The sequence below is a fragment of the Rhodoferax sp. U2-2l genome (genome assembly GCF_020594515.1).
Lineage (GTDB): Bacteria > Pseudomonadota > Gammaproteobacteria > Burkholderiales > Burkholderiaceae_C > Rhodoferax.
In genome coordinates, this window is sequence record NZ_JAJCTH010000006.1 from 119,126 (window position 1) to 136,298 (window position 17,173).

Below are 17,173 nucleotides of genomic sequence, written 5' to 3' on the forward strand. Positions count from 1 at the left end.
GGTCTGGCGGCGACGGTGCTAAATTTCAGCCATGCAGCCAAAACCATGGATTTCGCGGCTTAGTTTCGCCACCTTGCTCAGCTGGGGCGTGATGTTGGCTATAGGGGCTGCCCATGCCGCCGACACCCCGGTCAAGCCATTGGCCATGGCACCGAAGTTTGTGGAAACCCCGGGCACGCCCAACCTGCTGGCGGTGCTGCGTACCGGCGGGTTTGTGCTGTACCTGCGCCATGGCACCACCGACAACAGCCGCCCGGACCGTTTCCCCCAGGTGGACCTCAACGACTGCGCCACCCAGCGCCCGCTGACCGAAGCCGGGCGGCAACTCGCCGCGCAAGTGGGCCAGGCCATGCGCGCGGCGCAGATCCCGATTGGCGACATCGTCATCAGCCCGATGTGCCGGGTCAAAGACACCACCGCGGCGGCTTTTCCGGGGCGCGATGCCACGCTGGACATGAACCTGATGTACACCGCCAACCTGACCACCGCGCAGAAGGCCCCCATCCTGGCGCGCACCCGGTTTCTCTTGTCGGAGCCGGTGGCGCCCGGCGGCAACCGCCTGCTGGTGGCGCATGGGCCCAACCTGATGGACCTGATGGGTTACTTTCCGAAAGAGGGCACGCTGGTGGTTTTGCGTCCGCGTGGGCAGGGTCGCTTTGACTATGTGGCCAGCTTTGCACCCGGCTTGTGGCCGCAGGTGTTGCCGGCGGGGGCGCTGCCATGACCCGGTTCGCGCGCTGCGCCGGGCGCATTTCTCCCTATTTGTTGCTGTTTTTTGTGCCCGTGCTGATGGTGACGCTGATCGCGGGCGGGGTGGTGTATTCGGCCATGCAGACCCTGCAACAGGATTACCAGGTGGTGGCGCAGGCGCAAGCGCGCGATGCGGCCATGCTGGCAGCTGCCAACCGCTTCAACCAGGATGTGGCGGCCGTGCAACTGCTGGTGGCGGACACCTTGGAGCAGGCCGCCAACGGCCAGGTCGACGAGGGCCATGTGTACCGGGTGCATACCGCCGTGGTGAACCTGTTGGCCGGGCTGGAGCCCCGCCTGCTGGCGCTGGAGGATGCGCCTGAGGGGGCGCCACCCGTCTCGCACCTGCGAAACGATTTTGAAACCTACCGCAGCCTGATCATCACCGCCACTGACATGGCGACGATTGACCCCTCGGGGGCCATGCGCCTGGCGTTCAAGGCCGGGCAAAGTTATGTGGCCTTCACCGAGCACACGCACGGCGTGGTCCATGCAGCCACCCAGGCCATGGCCGCGCGATCCATCGCCCAGGGCGAGTCGTTTGAGCGGCAGGTGGTCAAGCTGGCCACCACCAGCAGTGTGCTGCTGCTGGTGCTGTTGCTGGTCTGGTTGGCGCTGGCGCGCAAGATCCTGCAGCGGGTGAATGTGTTGTCCGGGGCCATGCTGGCCATGGCCTCACACGGTGCGCAACCGGTCGCTTTGGCCGAGGTGGAAGCCATCAGCCGCGACCCGCGCAGCGTGTTGCGCGACATTGCCGCCGCCATTGTGGCGTTTCGGGATGCGCTGGCGGCACGCCAGGCGGCGCAATACGACCTGGGTGAGCGCATGAAAGAGCTGGCTTGCTCGTTCGACATCTCGCGCCTGACCGAGAACGACGACATCAGCGAGGGTGAACTGCTGCAGCGGGTCACCGCGCGTCTGCCCGCGGCGATGCGTTACCCGGAGCAGGCGGTGGCCTGTATCCAGAGCGGAGCGATGGTGGTCGGTGCGCCCGAAGCACTGCAACAGCCTCGCACCCTGGACGCCCGCTTTGGTGGTGCCAGCGGCGTGCCGGCGCACCGCGTGTGTGTGGCCTACGTGGGGGCGCTGCCCGGCGACGTGAGTGAGCCGTTTTTGCCCGAAGAGCAGGCCTTGCTGGACGCCGTGAGCCAGCGGCTGAACAAATGCCTGGCGCTACGCCGCGCCCGTGCCGCCGAGGCGGAGGCGCAAGCGCTGATGCACGCCATCGTCGAGCAGGCGGGCAGTGCCATCAATCTGGTGGAGTTGCCCTCGCTGCGCATGGTGCAGGTCAACGCGGCCTGTTGCCAGATTCTGGGCTACAGCCGCGAGGAACTGCTGCAGATGACGCTGGCCGACTATCAGGCGGTGCCCGATCTGCAGGCCATGCAACGGCGGGTGGCCCAGGTCGTGGCCGCCGGGCGGGCACGCTTTGAGAACCGCTACCGCCGCAAGGACGGGCAGGTGGTGGACGTGCTCATCAACGTCAGCACCATCACCCAGCAAGGGCGCGACTACCTGGTGGCGCTGTGGGAAGACATCACCGAGAAGAAACAGGCCGACCTGGCGCTGCGCAAACTGACGCTGGCGGTGGAGCAAAGCCCGCACGCGGTGGTGATCACCGACGTGCAGGCGCGCATCGAATTTGTCAACGACGCCTTTGTCAGCCAGACCGGCTACAGCCGCGACGAGGTGCTGGGCCAGAACCCGAAGATGTTGAGTGCGGGTAAAACCCCGGCCGAGGTCTACCGCCAGATGTGGCAGGCCCTGTCGCAGGGTGAGCATTGGAGCGGCAAGTTCATCAACCGCACCAAAGCTGGCCAGGAGCGCACGGAGTCGGCCATCATCACCCCGCTGCGCGATGCCGGCGGCCAGATCTGCCATTACGTGGCGGTCAAGGAAGACATCACCGAACGCCAGCGCACCGAAGACGAACTGCGCAAGCTCTATCTGGCGGTCGAGCAAAGCCCCGAGAGCATCGTCATCACCAACCTCAACGCCGAGATCGAGTACGTCAACCAGGCCTTCACCCGCACCACCGGCTACAGCCGCGAAGAGGCCATCGGCGCCAACCCGCGCCTGCTCAAGACCGGCAAAACCCCGCCTGGCACCTACCCGGACATGTGGGCCACGCTCACGCGCGGGGACACCTGGAGCGGCATCCTGTTCAACCGTCGCAAGGACGGCAGCGCGTACGAGGAAGAGGCGCACATCACCCCGGTGCGCCAACCCGATGGCCAGATCACCCACTACCTGGCCATCAAGGAAGACGTGACCGAGAAGCGGCGCATGACGCAGGAGCTGGCGCAGTACCGCGCGCACCTGGAAGACCTGGTGGCCCAGCGCACCGCCGACCTGGAAGCAGTGTCTGAGGCGCTGCGCCTGGCGGGTGAAGAGCAGGTGGCGATTTTCGAGACCGCCACCTCGGGCATGGCGCTGATCCGCGACCGTGTTTTCGAGCGCTGCAACCGGCGCCTGTGCGAACTGTTTGGCTGGCCCGAAGGCAGCATGGTGGGCCAGCGCACCACGGTCTGGTACAGCGACGCCGAGGCCGAGGCGATGGGCGGCGACCCGGTGTACGAGGTGATCTGGCATGGGTCGCCGCATACCCGCGAGCAGCAGCTCAAACGTCGGGATGGCAGCCTGTTCTGGGCCCGCCTGACCGGCAAGGCGGTGGATGTGAGCGACCGCAGCAAGGGCAGCGTGTGGGTGGTGGACGATATTTCTGAAGAGCGTGCCACCGCCGAGGCCATGCGCCGCGCCAAGGAGCTGGCCGAGGACGCAGCCCGCACCAAGGCCGAGTTTCTGGCCAACATGAGCCACGAAATCCGCACCCCCATGAACGCGGTGATCGGCATGACGCACCTGATGCTCAAGACCGAGCTGCTGCCGCGCCAGCGCGACTACATGCGCAAGATCATGGACTCGGGCCAGCACCTGCTGGGCATCATCAACGACATTCTGGATGTCTCCAAAATTGAGGCGGGCAAGCTGACCATCGAACACATTGCTTTTGATCTGGAAAAAGTGCTGGGCAATGTCGGTAACCTGATCGGTGAAAAAGTGGCCGCCAAGGGGCTGGAGCTGATCTTTGACGTGGACCGCCAGGTGCCCAATAACCTGGTGGGCGACCCGCTGCGCCTGAGCCAGGTGCTCATCAACTACGCCAACAACGCTGTCAAGTTCACCGACCACGGCGAAGTGGATGTGCTGGTGCGCGTGCGTGAGCAGACCGCTGAGGACGTGCTGCTGTACTTTGCCGTGCGCGACACCGGCATCGGCATCGCGCAGGAGCACCAGGCGCAACTGTTCGAGTCGTTCAAACAGGCCGACTCGTCCACCACCCGCCACTACGGCGGCACCGGGCTGGGGCTGTCGATTGCCAAACAACTCTCGACCATGATGCAGGGCGAGGTGGGGGTGGAGAGTGTGCCCGGCCAAGGCAGCACCTTCTGGTTCACGGCACGCCTGGGCCTGGGCGTGGCCGCCGAGGCGCCGCGCATCCTGAGCGCCGACCTGCAAGGCTGCCGCGCGCTGGTGGTGGACGACAACGACAACGCCCGCGCGGTGTTGCGCGACATGCTCGAGGGCATGGGGTTTGCCGTGGACGAGGTGGACGGCGGGCCGGCCGCCATCCACGCCGTGGACCAGGCCGAGTCGCAGGACCGGCCGTTTGACTTTGTGTTTCTGGACTGGCAGATGCCCGGCATGGACGGGATCGAAGTGGCCCGGCGCCTCAAAGAGCGGCCCCTGCGGCACCCGCCGCACCAGGTGATGGTGACCGCGTTTGGCCGTGAAGAAGTGCTCAGGGGGGCCGAGCAAGCCGGTCTGGAAGATGTGCTGATCAAACCCGTCAACCCCTCCATGCTGTTTGAATGCGTGATGAGCCTGATGGGTCAGGCCCCCGCCCAGCGGCGCGCTGCCATAGACGCGCCCACCCTGAGTGCCGAACACCTCGCCAGCATCAAAGGCGCGCGTATTTTGCTGGTGGAAGACAACGACCTGAACCAGGAAGTGGCCATGGAGCTGCTGCGTGATGCCGGTTTCATCGTCGACCTGGCGGAAAACGGCGAGGTGGCGATCCAGAAATTGGCACGTGGCAACTTTGACCTGTTGCTGATGGACATGCAGATGCCGGTGATGGACGGTGAAACCGCCACCCGCCAGCTGCGCCAGATGCCTGCGTACGCCCAGCTGCCCATCATCGCCATGACCGCCAACGTGCAGGAGAGCGACCGCCAGCGCTGCCTGGCAGCCGGCATGAACGACCATATTGCCAAACCGATCGACCCAGACCGGCTGTGGCAAACCCTGTTGCAGTGGATCCAACCGCAGGCCAATCACCTCACCGCGCACGCCAGCCTGCCGCCCGTGCCCGCCCCCGCAGAGGGCGGTGTGGAAATTCCTGCCAACATTGCCGGTCTGGACACGGCCTTGGGGCTGCGCCGGGTGCTGGGTAAAAAGGCCTTGTACCTGTCGATGCTGCGGCGTTTTGTGGCCGGGCAAAAGCCGCTGATGGTGGCCTTGCAGGACGCGCTGGACCAAGACGACCTGGCCACCGTGGAGCGCCTGGCGCACACCACCAAAGGCACAGCGGGCAGCATTGGTGCCCGGGAAGTCCAGACGCTGGCGGCCGATGTCGAGATGGCAGCCGGGCAGGGCGGCCCGCGTGCCGCGCTGCAGTCGCGCATCCAGGCGCTGGCGGCGCCGCTGGCTGAGCTGATCCGTGCGCTGGAGCAGGCCCTGCCAGCCGAGGCCACGCGGGTCAAGGTGGCGGTGGACCCGGCCCGGCTGAAAGAAGTCTGTGCCCGGCTGGAGGCCCTGTTGGCCTACGATGACTCTGCTGCGGTGGAGGTGGTCAGCGACAACGCCGACCTGCTGGACGCGGCCTTTGGGCCGCACTACCGTCAAATTGACAACGCCGTCAAGGCCTTCGACTTTGAGGCCGCTTTGCAAGCCCTCCAGGCCGGTCGTGACAGCATGCCCGGGTGAACGCCATGGAACCCATTGCCTCGTCCAAACCCACCGTGCTGGTGGTGGATGACACGCCCGACAACCTGGCCCTGGTCAGCAGCCTGCTGCGTGAAGACTACCTGGTGCGGGTCGCCAACAACGGCGAAAAAGCCCTGCGCATCGCCACCTCCGACCAACCGCCTGATTTGATCTTGCTGGACATCATGATGCCCGGCATGGACGGCTACGAGGTGTGCCGCCGCCTCAAGGCCGACCCCAAGGCGCGCGACATCCGGGTGATTTTTCTCACCGCCAAAGCCGAGGTGGAAGACGAGCGCAAAGGCTTCCAGATGGGTGCCGTGGACTACATCACCAAACCCATCAGCCCGCCCATTCTGCAAGAGCGCGTGAAAATTCACCTGGCGCTCAAAGCCTCGGCCGATTTCCTGCGCGACAAAGCCGACTACCTGGAGCAGGAAGTCAACCGGCGCACCCGGGAGGTGATGGCCATTCAGGACGTGACCATCCTGGCCATGGCCTCGCTGGCCGAAACCCGCGACAGCGACACCGGCAACCACATCCGGCGCACCCAGTATTACGTGAAGGCGCTGGCGCAGCAGTTGCGCACGCACCCGCGGTTTGCGGTTTACCTGACCGATGCCAACATCACCATGCTGTTCAAGTCGGCACCGCTGCACGACATTGGCAAGGTGGGCATTCCGGACCGCATTTTGCTCAAACCCGGGCGCTACGAGCCGCATGAGTTTGCGATCATGAAGCGCCACACCAACCTGGGCCATGAGGCCATCGAACACGCCGAAAAAGCGCTGGGCATTGATGTGGGTTTTTTGCGCACGGCCAAAGAGATTGCCCTGTCGCACCAGGAGAAGTGGGACGGCAGCGGCTACCCGAAGGGCCTGGCGGGCGAGGCCATCCCGATCAGCGCGCGGCTGATGGCGCTGGCCGATGTGTATGACGCATTGATCAGCCGCCGCGTCTACAAGGACGGCATGTCCCATGAGAAAGCCACGGAGATCATTGTCGAAGGCCGGGACAAACACTTTGACCCCGATGTGGTGGATGCGTTTGTGCGCATTCAGGACGAGTTCAAGGCGATTGCTGCGCGCTTTACCGATACCGACCTGGACATGACCAAAAAAGCCGAGGAACTGGCCCTGTTCCAGAGGCCAACTGCCACGCCTACGCGTCCATCGAGCAGCACCTGACTCACCGCCACCGGCTTGGTGGTGAAGGTTGTCATCCCGGACCAGATCCGGGATCCATGAACCCCGGGGCCATGGATGGCGGGTCGTGACCCGCCGGATTTCATGCTGTGCGCTGGCTTGGCAGCGTGGCCGTTTGGTGGCGCAGGTCAGGATTGGGCCACGGGGGCGCAGGCGATGCGGTTGCGTCCGCTGGCTTTGGCGCGGTACAGCTGCGCGTCGGCGCTGGCCAGCAGGGCGCCAGCGTCTGAGATGGCATTGCCAGGCAGCTTGGTGGCGCAACCCACCGACACCGTCACCACCGGCGCAGCGCTCGAGTCGGCGTGGATCAGACCTTGCTGTTCCACCGCCGTGCACAGCCGCTGGGCGATCAGGGCCGCACCAGGGGCATCGGTTTGCGCCAGGATCACCACAAACTCCTCGCCACCCAAGCGGGCCAGCAGGTCAGAAGGCCGCTGGATCACCTGCGCCATGGCGGCGGCCACCTTTTGCAGGCAGATATCGCCACCGCCGTGGCCGTAGTGGTCGTTGTACTGCTTGAAAAAATCGATGTCGATCATCAACAGCGACAGCGGCGTGGCCTCGCGCTGCGCACGCAAAAATTCGGTCTGCAACTGCTGATCAAAACGTCGGCGATTCGGCAGGTGGGTCAGCGCGTCAATCATGGCCAGCGAGGCCAGCATGTCGGCATGTTGTTTCAGGGTGATATGGGTTCTGGCACGCAAACGCACAATGGCCGGGTTGAACGGCTTGCTGATGTAGTCGGCCGCGCCCAGATTCAGGCCAAACACTTCGTCGTCTTCGGTATCTTTGGCGGTGACGAAAATGACCGGGATGTGCTGGGTGGCCGGGGCCGACTTGAGCTGCCGGCAGACCTCATAGCCGTCCATGTCCGGCATCATCACGTCCAGAAAAATCAGGTCAGGCGGGTCAGACGTCACCAGCGCCAGGGCTTCCGCGCCGGAGTTGGCAAACTGCACCTCGTAGTCGTTGATCAGGGCTTCGCCCAGCACTTCAACATTGTCTGGAATGTCGTCCACCACCAGAACGCGGGGTTTTGCGGCTTGGGCCATGTCGGGCAGGTCTCTTGTCTTAAGGTTTTGGGGGCAGCTCGCCTTGGAAACGCTGCAACGCCGCCAGGGCGTCCTTGAAGCGCATTTTCCGTACTGTGGTGCTGACCTGCATAAATTTAGCCGACAAATCGGTGTCTTTCACCAGGAGGTCGATCTGTTGGGCCACTTTCTTCGCACTCAGCATGTTCTGTTCGAGCAAACCTTGCAGCTCAGTCAACCTGCCGTGCAGCGCGGGCAGGTCGTCAAAGGGTTTGAGGGGCGCCTCAGCCAACGGGGCCGGTGCGGTGCTGGCCGTCCTGGCGTGCGCCTTGGGCGCGACCCACACCAGCAGCCGGGACACCAGTTCCTGGGGGTCAATGGGTTTGGAAATGTGGTCATCCATGCCGGCGCTGCGGCACGACTCGATGCTCTCGATCATGGCAGAGGCGGTGGTGGCAATGATGGGCAGACCCCGACCGGCGCTGAGCTGGCGGATTTTTTGGGTGGCCTCAAACCCGTTCATGACCGGCATCTGCACATCCATCAGCACCGCGTCAAAGTGTTTTTTCTCAACCCAGGCCAGCGCCTGGGCGCCATCGTCGGCCAGCGTGACGCGTAGCCCCATGTTGTGCAGGAAGCCCTGGGCCACCAGCTGGTTGACAGGGTCGTCTTCCACCACCAGAATTTCCGCGCCGCGCAGGGGCGCTGCCAGGCTGACGTAGGGCGACTGGTCGACTTGTGCGTGGTGCAGCTCGGGCGCATCCGCCAAGTCATCGGACTCAAGGCGGCCAAAAACGGCGGTAAAGAAAAACGTGCTGCCTTGACCCAGCGTGCTGGCGACCCCGATCTGGCCGTTCATCATCTCGACCAGCCGCTTGGAAATCGACAAACCCAGCCCGGTGCCGCCAAAGCGCCGGGTAATGGATGAGTCGGCCTGGGTGAAGGGCGAAAACAGCGCATCGGCGTCGGTCAAGTCCATGCCGATGCCGGTGTCCGTCACCTCGAAGCGCAGCGGCACGGCAGCGGCATCGCTGTCCAGTGGCGGCGCCAGCGTCACGCGCAGGCGCACCTCGCCGTGCGAGGTGAACTTGACGGCGTTGCCCACCAGGTTGTTGAGCACCTGGCCCAGGCGCAGACTGTCACCGCGCAAAAGCAGCGGCACCTCGGGCGCCAGCTCGGTGTGCAGCTGCAGGCCTTTTTCTTCGGTTCTGAACTTGAACAGGCTCTCCGTGTGGTGCAGCACGTCGGCCAATCGGAAGGGTGCCAGCTCAAAGTGCAGGTGGCCGGCTTCGATCTTGGAGTAATCCAGAATGTCATTGATCAGCCCCAGCAAGGATTTGCCCGCCGCCTGCACTTTGTGCAGGTAGTCGCGTTGCTGCGGGCTCAGGTCGGACTCCAGCGTCAGCGTTGACAGACCGATGATGGCGTTCATCGGGGTTCTGATCTCGTGCGACATGTTGGCCAGGAAGGCGCTCTTGGCGGTGTTGGCGGCTTCAGCCGCCTGCTTGGCGTCTTGCAGGGCGTTCTGCTGTTCCTGCTCCTGGGTCACATCGCGGTCTACGCCGACCATACGCAGCACCTGACCGCTGTCGTCGTATTCGATGATGGAGGCCGAGCGGACGTAACGCACCTCACCGCCCGGCCACACGATGCGAAAGAGTTTGGCAAACGGGGCGATTTTGGCTTTGGCAAGGTCCAGGCCGGCTTCTGCCAATGCCAAGTCTTCCGGGTGGACGCGGCTGCGCCAGAATGCGTAGGTCAGCGGTGCCTGGCGATCGGCCTCGGTCATGGCATATATTTCTTGCTGGCGGCGGTCCCATTCCAGATGGTCGTCGTTGAAATCCCAGACCCAGATGCCGATTTGTGCCGCTTCGCTGGCAAGCTTCAGACGCGTCAGCGCATCATTGAGCACTTGCTGCTGCTGCTGGCGCCGGGTTTGGTCTTCCAGCGCGACCACCACGTGCGGGCTGCCATTGAGCGCCAGCGTTGCCAGCGCGATTTGCACCGGCACGTCGTGGCCATTTTGGTGCAGTACCGGCGACGTTTGGCCGCCGTGCATCGGGCGCATGGTTGGCTGGCTCAGGAAGAACGCGCGCTGCTGCGGGTGCGCCGTCCGAAACCGTGGCGGGGTCAGATCGTCGACCGCGGTGCCGATCAGGCCACTGGCGTCCCGGCCGAGCAGGCTGCCAGCGGCCTGGTTGGCTTTTTGGATGATGCCTTGGGCGTCCACCAGCATCATCGCCACCGGGCTGGCTTCCAAAATCAGCATGGCATGCTGGTCACCTTCGCGCCGGGCTTGCAGTTTGGAAAAACGGTACATCCTGTGGGCACCGGCGGCGGTCAGCAGCAGCAGCAGGCCCGCCAGAGCCAGTAGCCCGGCGGCTTTTTGGCGCCAGTCACGCAGGTAATCGACCTCAGAGAGCGCCACGATGATGTGGAACGGTTCAACCGGCAGCTTGTGGGCGGTGTAGGTGCGTTCCATCCCGTCCAGCATCGAGGTGGCCACATAGGTCGCGGCTTTGGCCTGGCTGTTCAGCAGGTCTTGGAGTTGCGGTGCCACCGCTCGGTTGCCGACGGTGCCAGCTGGGTTGGTGTTGGGTGGATCGCGCAGAATTTCCCCCAGGGCCGTGCTCCGCAAGGCCACCAGGCCATGCGCACCCACGTCAACCGCGGAGAAGATGTTGGCCAGGTGCGCGATGTCAAGGCTGGCAACGAGCACGCCGGCAAAACTGCCATCCGGGTGGTTCGTGCGGCGCGCAAGCACGAGCACCCATTTTTGGGACAAACGGGTGATGATCGGGCCGGAAAACACAACGCCCCCATTGGGCTCGTCACGGGCGCGAATGAAGTAGTCGCGGTCTGCCACACTGATCGGGCTGATGCTGCCCGAGCCATAACGCAGCGTCCCTTGCGCGTCGATCACCCGGATGTCGGCCACGTCGGTGAACCAGGAGAGCTGCAGCTCAAGCTCGCGGTTGAGGCGCTCAGCGTCCATCGGGCCGCCGGCCAGCGCCTGGCCATAAAGCCGGCTGGAGACCTTGAGCAAGGTGTCCGCCTTGGTCAGTGCGGCGTCCACGTTTTCTGCCAGCAGGCGCGCCAGGCTTTGCGTGGAAGCGGTGGCCTGATCCTGGTAGCTGCGGTGCTCGAGCCAGATGACCAAAGCGGTCAAGCCGCAAATGACCAGCGCCACCAGCATGGCACTGCCCGCATAAGGCAGCCAGTCCGGGCGTGATCGCTCAGGTGCGGAGGAGGGGGAGGGCATGGTGGATCACTTCTTTTTCAAAATGCGTTGATTCGCACGTTGGGGGCGTGACAGCGACGCATCCTGAATTGAATGCGGTTGCGCCCGGCGGTCTGGCGGACATCGTCGCGCACGATGACCGAGTTGTTGATCAGCGGCCTGCAGGCGGACAAGGCCGGGACGCTTGCGACTAAGACCGGATGGATATTTGCTGTCATAAGCGCAAGGTTTTTGTGTCACGTTGATGATAGTGGCAGTCGGGCGCAGGCCGTGGGCACCAGATCGTCAGACTCAAGCCTGTTGACCTGAAGCGCGTTTGGGTTCATGGCAGTTGACTGGCATGGGTGGCGAAGTCGTCCCCGCAGAATGCAAGTCGGTTGTCATGGCGGGCTACCACCCGCAATCCATGCCGCCAGCAGTCATGGATGCCGGGTCGTAGTCCGGCATGACAAGTTTGTTCTCTCTCGTTAACGTCTGTCCACTGAGGAGCTTTGATGCAGTCCACCCAATTGAAGACCCCTGGTCACCCCTCTCGCCGCTGGTTTTTGCTGGCTGGTGCGGCTGCGGCCGGGGTGTTGCCCGCTCAGGGGCTGATGGCGGCTACCGACGCAGATCGCGTGTCGGGCGCAACGCCTGCGTTGGACGAGGCGCTGCGTCGACTGCGCGGCGGTGGTGTGGTGGTGATGTTTCGTCACGCGTTGGCGCCCGGCACGTTTGACCCGCCGGAGTTCAAGGTGGGTGACTGCCGCACGCAGCGTAACCTGAACGCGGCGGGGCGCGCGCAAGCGCAGCGCATCGGGCGCTGGTTTGCCCGCCACGGGCTCACACCCGAATCGGTGCGCGCCAGTCCGTGGTGCCGGTGTCTGGACACCGCCACGCTGGCTTTTGGCACGGTGCAGCCTTGGGATGCTTTGGCCTCGCCCGTGGGCAGCGAAGCACCCCAGCGGCAAGCGCGCACCCAGATGTTGCAAGCGGCGCTGCACGCGGCCGCGGCACGCCCGGGTTTTCAGGTGTGGGTGACGCATGACTTTGTGGTGTCGGACCTGACCGGGTCTAACGCGCAGTCGGGCGAGGGGCTGGTGTTGCAGGCCGATGCGGCCGGTGACGTACAGATCGTGGCCCGGCTGACGGCCATGTCTCATGCACCGGGGTGACGATGGCGTCACGCGGTGTTGCGCAGCAGCACGTACAGGGCGGTGGCCACCAGAATACTCAGCAGGGCATGGCGCTTCCACCCGTGCAGGCCCAGCGCCACGGCCACGGCGGCCAGTTCGGCCCATGGCCCGCTGGGGTTGTCGCGCGCGTTGCCCACCAGTGTGTGCACCAGCAGCAGGGTCATGATGGCCAGCGGCAAGAAGCGGCCGAGTTGCTGCACCATCGGGTGCTTTTGCAAAAATTTGGCGGCCAGAAAGGGCAGGGCGCGCAGCCCGAAAGTCACCCCTGCCATCGCGGCCAGAACGCCCAGCGCATAGGTGGTGTCGATCATGTGGCCTCCGGCTCGGACGCCTTGGCTGGCAGCCAGCGGGGCAACACCAGCCCGGCCAGCACACTCAGGGCAATGCTGATCAGCAGCGCTTGCTGCGGCATCAGCACCTGCGCCAGCGCGTAGCTGCCCAACGCCACCCACAGCGGCAACACCGTGTGGGCGCTGCGCCACTGCTCGACCGCCAGCACGGCAAACAGCGCGGCCAGGGCAAAGTCCAGCCCCACCAGCGGCACGTGGGCCTGGGTGCCGATCACCGCGCCCAGCAGTGTGCCCAGCACCCACCAGCCCTGATTCAACAGCGCCACCCCCACCATCTGGCGCGTGCTGGTGCCTGGCGGCAGCGTGGTCAACACCGAATAGGTTTCATCCGTCAGCCCAAACACCAGGTACCAGCGCGCCCACGGTTCGGTGGGCAGCTTGTCGAGCAACGACAGGCCATAAAACACATGGCGCAGGTTGACCACCAGGGTGGCCAGCGCAATGGTCAGCAGTGGCAAGCCAGCCGCCAGCATCGGCACCATCATGAACTGCGCCGCCCCGGCAAACACCAGCACACTGGCGGCCACCGCCAGCCACCAGCTGGCCCCGGCCTGCACAAACAGAAAGCCAAACACCATGCCCAGCGGCACATAACCCATGGCCACCGGGATGGAGAGCGACAGCACCGAGACGGCGTGGGGTGGTGGGGCAGGGGGAGCGAGTGGTTCTGGGGACATGCAAGGGGCGGGCTTCACGGGACAGCCGTGATTGTCGCGCAGCCTGTTGGCCCCAACGGCCAGCAGCCTCTGCCGATGTCACATTACGCGACCAAACCGTCACACGGCACGCGGTTACCGCCCGCCCACGGGGGCCAGCGTTCACGACGTCACCCGCATCGGGTGTCGTGCGGGTTTCTTTTGCGTTTGTCAGGTTCACACGGGGTACAGCTTCACCGGGCGGGTGGCCACGGGGAAGCCGGCGCTGCCCAGCGTGTCGGCTATGGTTTTGTTGGTGTCGAAATCAACCTGCCAGTCATGTTGGGTGTGGCAGTGGGGTCGCACGGCCAGTTTGGGCCTGAACTCGTTGAATTCCAGAATGTCGACCTCCACACCTGCGGTTGGGCTGACGTGGGGCACCTTGGCCACGGCCGCTTTGAGCAAGGTGATGGCGTGGTCGACATCCGCACTGCCCGCCAGTTGCGCCACCAGAATGGGTTGCACCTGGCTCATCCAGCCGCCGATTGGGTCGGTATCCATAGGGTTCTCTGATCTGAAAAAAAGGGGCGACCGTCATCGGTCGCGCCTTGGGGTGGCGGCGTCAGGCCGGGTTGTCGGTTGCAGGCACAGCCGCCTGTTGCCCGGCGGGCGTGTCGGGGGTGTCAGCGTCTGGGGCGGGCTGCCTTGTCGGCGTGGCATCAAGGGACCAGGGGCTGATGAAAAAATCCTTGAACAACGCATCGACGTTACGTGTGAAGGGGGCGACCGCAGCAAGTTGGCGAAAGGGCGTCAAAGCCGCAAGATTTGGCATGGCATGCTCCTTGGGTTGGCAAAACACAGACGTGGCGGTTGTTCTGACGGTTGAGGGTAACGATCACCTTCAGGGCTGTGAATACGCACCTGCACGTAGGTCGTTCACCGTACGCTGGCGCAAGTCAAAGGCCCTGGCTGCAACGGCGCCGACAGGTGTTGGCGCGATCGCGGGGGAGGCGATTGCTCAGGGGCTCACGTCCAGCACCACCCGGTTGCGGCCGGATTCCTTGGCGCGGTACATGGCCTGGTCGGCATGGCGCAGGATCACGTCCTGGTCGGTCTGGGTGGGCTCAAACACCGCCACGCCGATACTGGCGGTGCAAACGTGCTCGATGTGTTGGGGCCCCGGCGTTTGCTGGCTGGTGCTGCGGCTGAGCTGATAAGCCTGCGAGAGTGTTTGCCGGATTTTTTCGGCAACGTTGAGCGCCAGGGTTTTGGAGCTTTCCAGCGTGGTGTCGAGCTCGCTGAGCACCACCACAAACTCGTCGCCGCCCAGGCGGGCCACGGTGTCGACCTCGCGCACGCAGGTTTTCAGGCGCCGCGCCACTTCGATCAGTAGCAGGTCGCCCACCGCATGGCCATAGGTGTCGTTGAGCGGTTTGAAGTTGTCCAGATCGAGAAACATCACCGCGCCGTAGTGGCCGCTGCGCTTGTGGGTCAGCAGGATCTGGGTCAGGCGGTCGGTCAGCAGGCGGCGGTTGGGCAGCTCGGTCAGGGCGTCAAAAAAAGCCAGCTGGCGCACCCGGTCTTCAATGGCTTTGCGCGCTGAAATGTCGGAGAACAGCGCCACGTATTGCCGTGTGGTGCCGTGTTCGTCGCGCACGGCGCTGATGGTTAGCAGCTCGGGGTAGATCTCGCCATTTTTGCGGCGGTTCCAGATCTCGCCGCTCCAGTGGCCGTTGATCAGTAGGCCTTTCCACATGACTTCATAAAAAGCCTTGTCCTGGCGCTCGGATTTGAGCAGCCGCGTGTGGTGGCCAATGACCTCGGCGCGGGAGTAGCCGGTGATCTGGCAAAACGTGTCGTTCACGTCCAGGATGTGGCCGTGGATGTCGGTGATGCTGATGCCCTCATGCGCGTGGCTGAACACATTGGCCGCCATCTCCAGGCGCAGCTGGGCCTGCTTGCGCTCGGTGATGTCGCGCAAAAAGGCAAAGATTTCGCCGCCCCCTGCGGAATGGACGGTGATGCTGGCTTCCACATCCCACACGCTGCCATCCTTGCGGCGGTGCCGGGTCTCGAACTGCTCGCGCCCGGTGCGGTACAGGTGCACGATGCGGGCGGCGACCTGTTCGGGCTTGTCGGTGGCTTCCAGGTCCAGGATGGACATCTGCAGCAGTTCCTCTTGCGAATAGCCCGACATGGCGCAGTACGCCGGGTTGACCTGCAGCAGCCGCCCCTGCCGGTCGGCGCGGAAGAACCCATCCAGCGTGGTCTGCAACACACCTTGCAGGGCCACGTAGCTGAACTGCAGGGTTTCCTGGATCTGTTTGAGTTCGGTGATGTCTTGCAGCGAGCCCACCAGCTTGCGCACCACGTTGTTGGCATCGCGCTGCACCTCACCACGCGCCAGGTAATAACGCTGGCTGCCGTCGCGGCGCATGGCGTGCAATTCCAGTTCGTAGGGAATGGCGTAGCGCAGCGCCTGCTCCATCGCCGCCTTGAGCCGTCGGGCGTCTTGGGGGATGTACAGCTTGAGCTGCTGCTCCAGCGTGGGCGCCCCCTGTTGCGGGTCAAGGCGGAAAAACCGGAACAGCTCGGCCGACCAGGTGACGGTGTTGCTGGCGCTGTCCCACTCCCAGCTGCCCACATGGGCCAGCGCCTCGGTACGCGACAGCATGTCCTGCTGTGCCCGCAGCTTCTGGTTGCGCTGTGCCAGCGTGGCCAGCAGGGTGTTGTAGGCGTGGATCAGCTCGCCGATTTCACCGGGTGCGTTCTCTGGCAGGGTGATCGGCGCACCGTTGTTGGGCTGGTGGCGGGCCAGCGCCCGAACCGTGTCCAACACGGGGGTCAGCTGGCGCCGGGTCAGCCACCAGGTCAGCCCACCGGCCAGCAGGGTCAGCAGCAGCGTGGCGACCAACAGCCGTTGCTGCATGGCGTGGATGGCGGCAAACGCCTCCTCGGTGGGCAAGACTGCGGACAGGATCCAGCCGGTGCCCGGCACCACCTTGCCCGAGATCAGCACCTCCTGCCCATGGGGGTCGGTCAACACCAGGGAGCCCTCGGAATTGTCCAGAAATCGGTCCAGCTTCGGGTTGACGCCGACGCCGGGCAACTGTTCCATGACGCGTGAGGTGTCCGTGGCACCCAGGATGCGCCGCTGCCGGGGCTCCACCAGCAGGTACCCCCCGGTTCGGCCGTAGCGGCTGGCGGTGATGGCGTCCAGAAAATTGGCTTTCTTCAGATGGGTGAGACCCGCCACGGCACCCACCACGTGACCGCTGGCGTCGCGTATCGGCGCGGCCATGTCGAGCATGGACGCGCCGTGGCGGGCATCCAGATAAACCCGTCCCACACCGCTGCGCCCCTGGGTCAAGGCGGCCCGTACCGACTCCAGCCCCAGTTGCGCTGTCCCCAGACGGTCATCATCGTGCGGGGCAGCGGCCATGGCCAGGCCGTCGGCATTGACCACCATCAAGCCGTCATTGAACTCGGACCGCAGCACCGGGTGGCTGTCCAGGTGGTGTTGCAGGCCGGGCAAATCGTCCAGCAGCTCGGCGTCGATGTGGTTGGCCACCAGCTGCAGCCAGGCCAGCCGTTCGGTCAGCCGCTCGTTCACCTGCTGGGTCAGCAACACGACCGTGGCGAACTGTTGCGCGCTGAGGTCGGCCTCCATGTCGCGACGCAGCTCATAACTGGCGTAAAACGACAAGCTCCAAAAACTGGCCAGAAAAATGGCCATGATGGACAAGGTGACGCGTGTCTTGATGGAGTGCCGTGCCAGCAGGTTGAGGTGCATGAAA

At 64.5% G+C, this 17,173-nt stretch carries 12 protein-coding genes; 4 read left to right on the top strand and 8 right to left on the bottom strand.

Annotated elements, in window-relative coordinates; translation table 11 throughout:
* Window positions 1-31: 31 nt before the first annotated feature.
* The 3 genes from LHU53_RS07605 to LHU53_RS07615 are packed head-to-tail and all read left to right on the top strand — an operon-like array spanning window position 32 to window position 6,926.
* Window positions 32-724 carry a histidine phosphatase family protein gene (locus tag LHU53_RS07605; protein ID WP_227331937.1) on the top strand — a complete coding sequence of 231 codons (693 nt, stop codon included), beginning with the start codon at window positions 32-34 and terminating at the stop codon, window positions 722-724.
* A complete protein-coding gene (locus tag LHU53_RS07610; RefSeq protein ID WP_227331939.1) occupies window positions 721-5,739 on the top strand; it encodes a PAS domain S-box protein in 5,019 nt (1,672 codons plus the stop codon). Before LHU53_RS07605 ends, LHU53_RS07610 begins: the two co-directional genes overlap by 4 nt.
* Before the next feature lie 5 nt (window positions 5,740-5,744).
* Window positions 5,745-6,926: a two-component system response regulator gene (locus tag LHU53_RS07615; protein ID WP_227331941.1), complete on the top strand. Its 1,182-nt coding sequence runs from the start codon at window positions 5,745-5,747 to the stop codon at window positions 6,924-6,926.
* Between the two features lie 146 nt (window positions 6,927-7,072).
* Here the strand turns inward: LHU53_RS07615 and LHU53_RS07620 are convergent, their stop codons facing one another.
* From LHU53_RS07620 to LHU53_RS07630, 3 genes are read right to left on the bottom strand one after another with little or no spacing between them, the layout of a single operon-like run.
* Window positions 7,073-7,996, bottom strand: a complete 924-nt coding sequence (locus LHU53_RS07620; protein ID WP_227331943.1) for a diguanylate cyclase — start codon at window positions 7,994-7,996, stop codon at window positions 7,073-7,075.
* A 19-nt stretch (window positions 7,997-8,015) separates the two neighbouring features.
* The gene (locus LHU53_RS07625; RefSeq protein ID WP_227331945.1) at window positions 8,016-11,237 is read right to left on the bottom strand and encodes a hybrid sensor histidine kinase/response regulator; all 3,222 of its coding nucleotides are present in this window, start codon (window positions 11,235-11,237) and stop codon (window positions 8,016-8,018) included.
* Between the two features lie 17 nt (window positions 11,238-11,254).
* The gene (locus tag LHU53_RS07630; protein ID WP_227331946.1) at window positions 11,255-11,434 is read right to left on the bottom strand and encodes a hypothetical protein; all 180 of its coding nucleotides are present in this window, start codon (window positions 11,432-11,434) and stop codon (window positions 11,255-11,257) included.
* 276 nt (window positions 11,435-11,710) lie between these two features.
* Here LHU53_RS07630 and LHU53_RS07635 point away from each other — a divergent pair, with 276 nt between their 5' ends.
* Complete coding sequence (locus LHU53_RS07635; RefSeq protein ID WP_227331947.1) at window positions 11,711-12,370, top strand: histidine phosphatase family protein; 660 nt, start codon at window positions 11,711-11,713, stop codon at window positions 12,368-12,370.
* Between the two features lie 8 nt (window positions 12,371-12,378).
* Here the strand turns inward: LHU53_RS07635 and LHU53_RS07640 are convergent, their stop codons facing one another.
* The 5 genes from LHU53_RS07640 to LHU53_RS19810 form a co-directional block, all read right to left on the bottom strand.
* A complete protein-coding gene (locus LHU53_RS07640; RefSeq protein WP_227331948.1) occupies window positions 12,379-12,702 on the bottom strand; it encodes a branched-chain amino acid transporter permease in 324 nt (107 codons plus the stop codon).
* Window positions 12,699-13,418, bottom strand: coding sequence for an AzlC family ABC transporter permease (locus tag LHU53_RS07645; protein ID WP_227331951.1), 720 nt, complete (start codon window positions 13,416-13,418; stop codon window positions 12,699-12,701). Before LHU53_RS07645 ends, LHU53_RS07640 begins: the two co-directional genes overlap by 4 nt.
* 195 nt (window positions 13,419-13,613) lie before the next feature.
* Window positions 13,614-13,937 (bottom strand): hypothetical protein, encoded by a 324-nt coding sequence (locus LHU53_RS07650; RefSeq protein WP_227331953.1) that lies wholly within the window; start codon window positions 13,935-13,937, stop codon window positions 13,614-13,616.
* A gap of 61 nt (window positions 13,938-13,998) precedes the next feature.
* Window positions 13,999-14,208 carry a hypothetical protein gene (locus LHU53_RS07655; RefSeq protein WP_227331954.1) on the bottom strand — a complete coding sequence of 70 codons (210 nt, stop codon included), beginning with the start codon at window positions 14,206-14,208 and terminating at the stop codon, window positions 13,999-14,001.
* Between the two features lie 186 nt (window positions 14,209-14,394).
* Entirely contained in the window at window positions 14,395-17,169 is a 2,775-nt protein-coding gene (locus LHU53_RS19810) for a PAS domain S-box protein (RefSeq protein ID WP_304621928.1), read from the bottom strand.
* Between the last annotated feature and the right edge of the window lie 4 nt (window positions 17,170-17,173).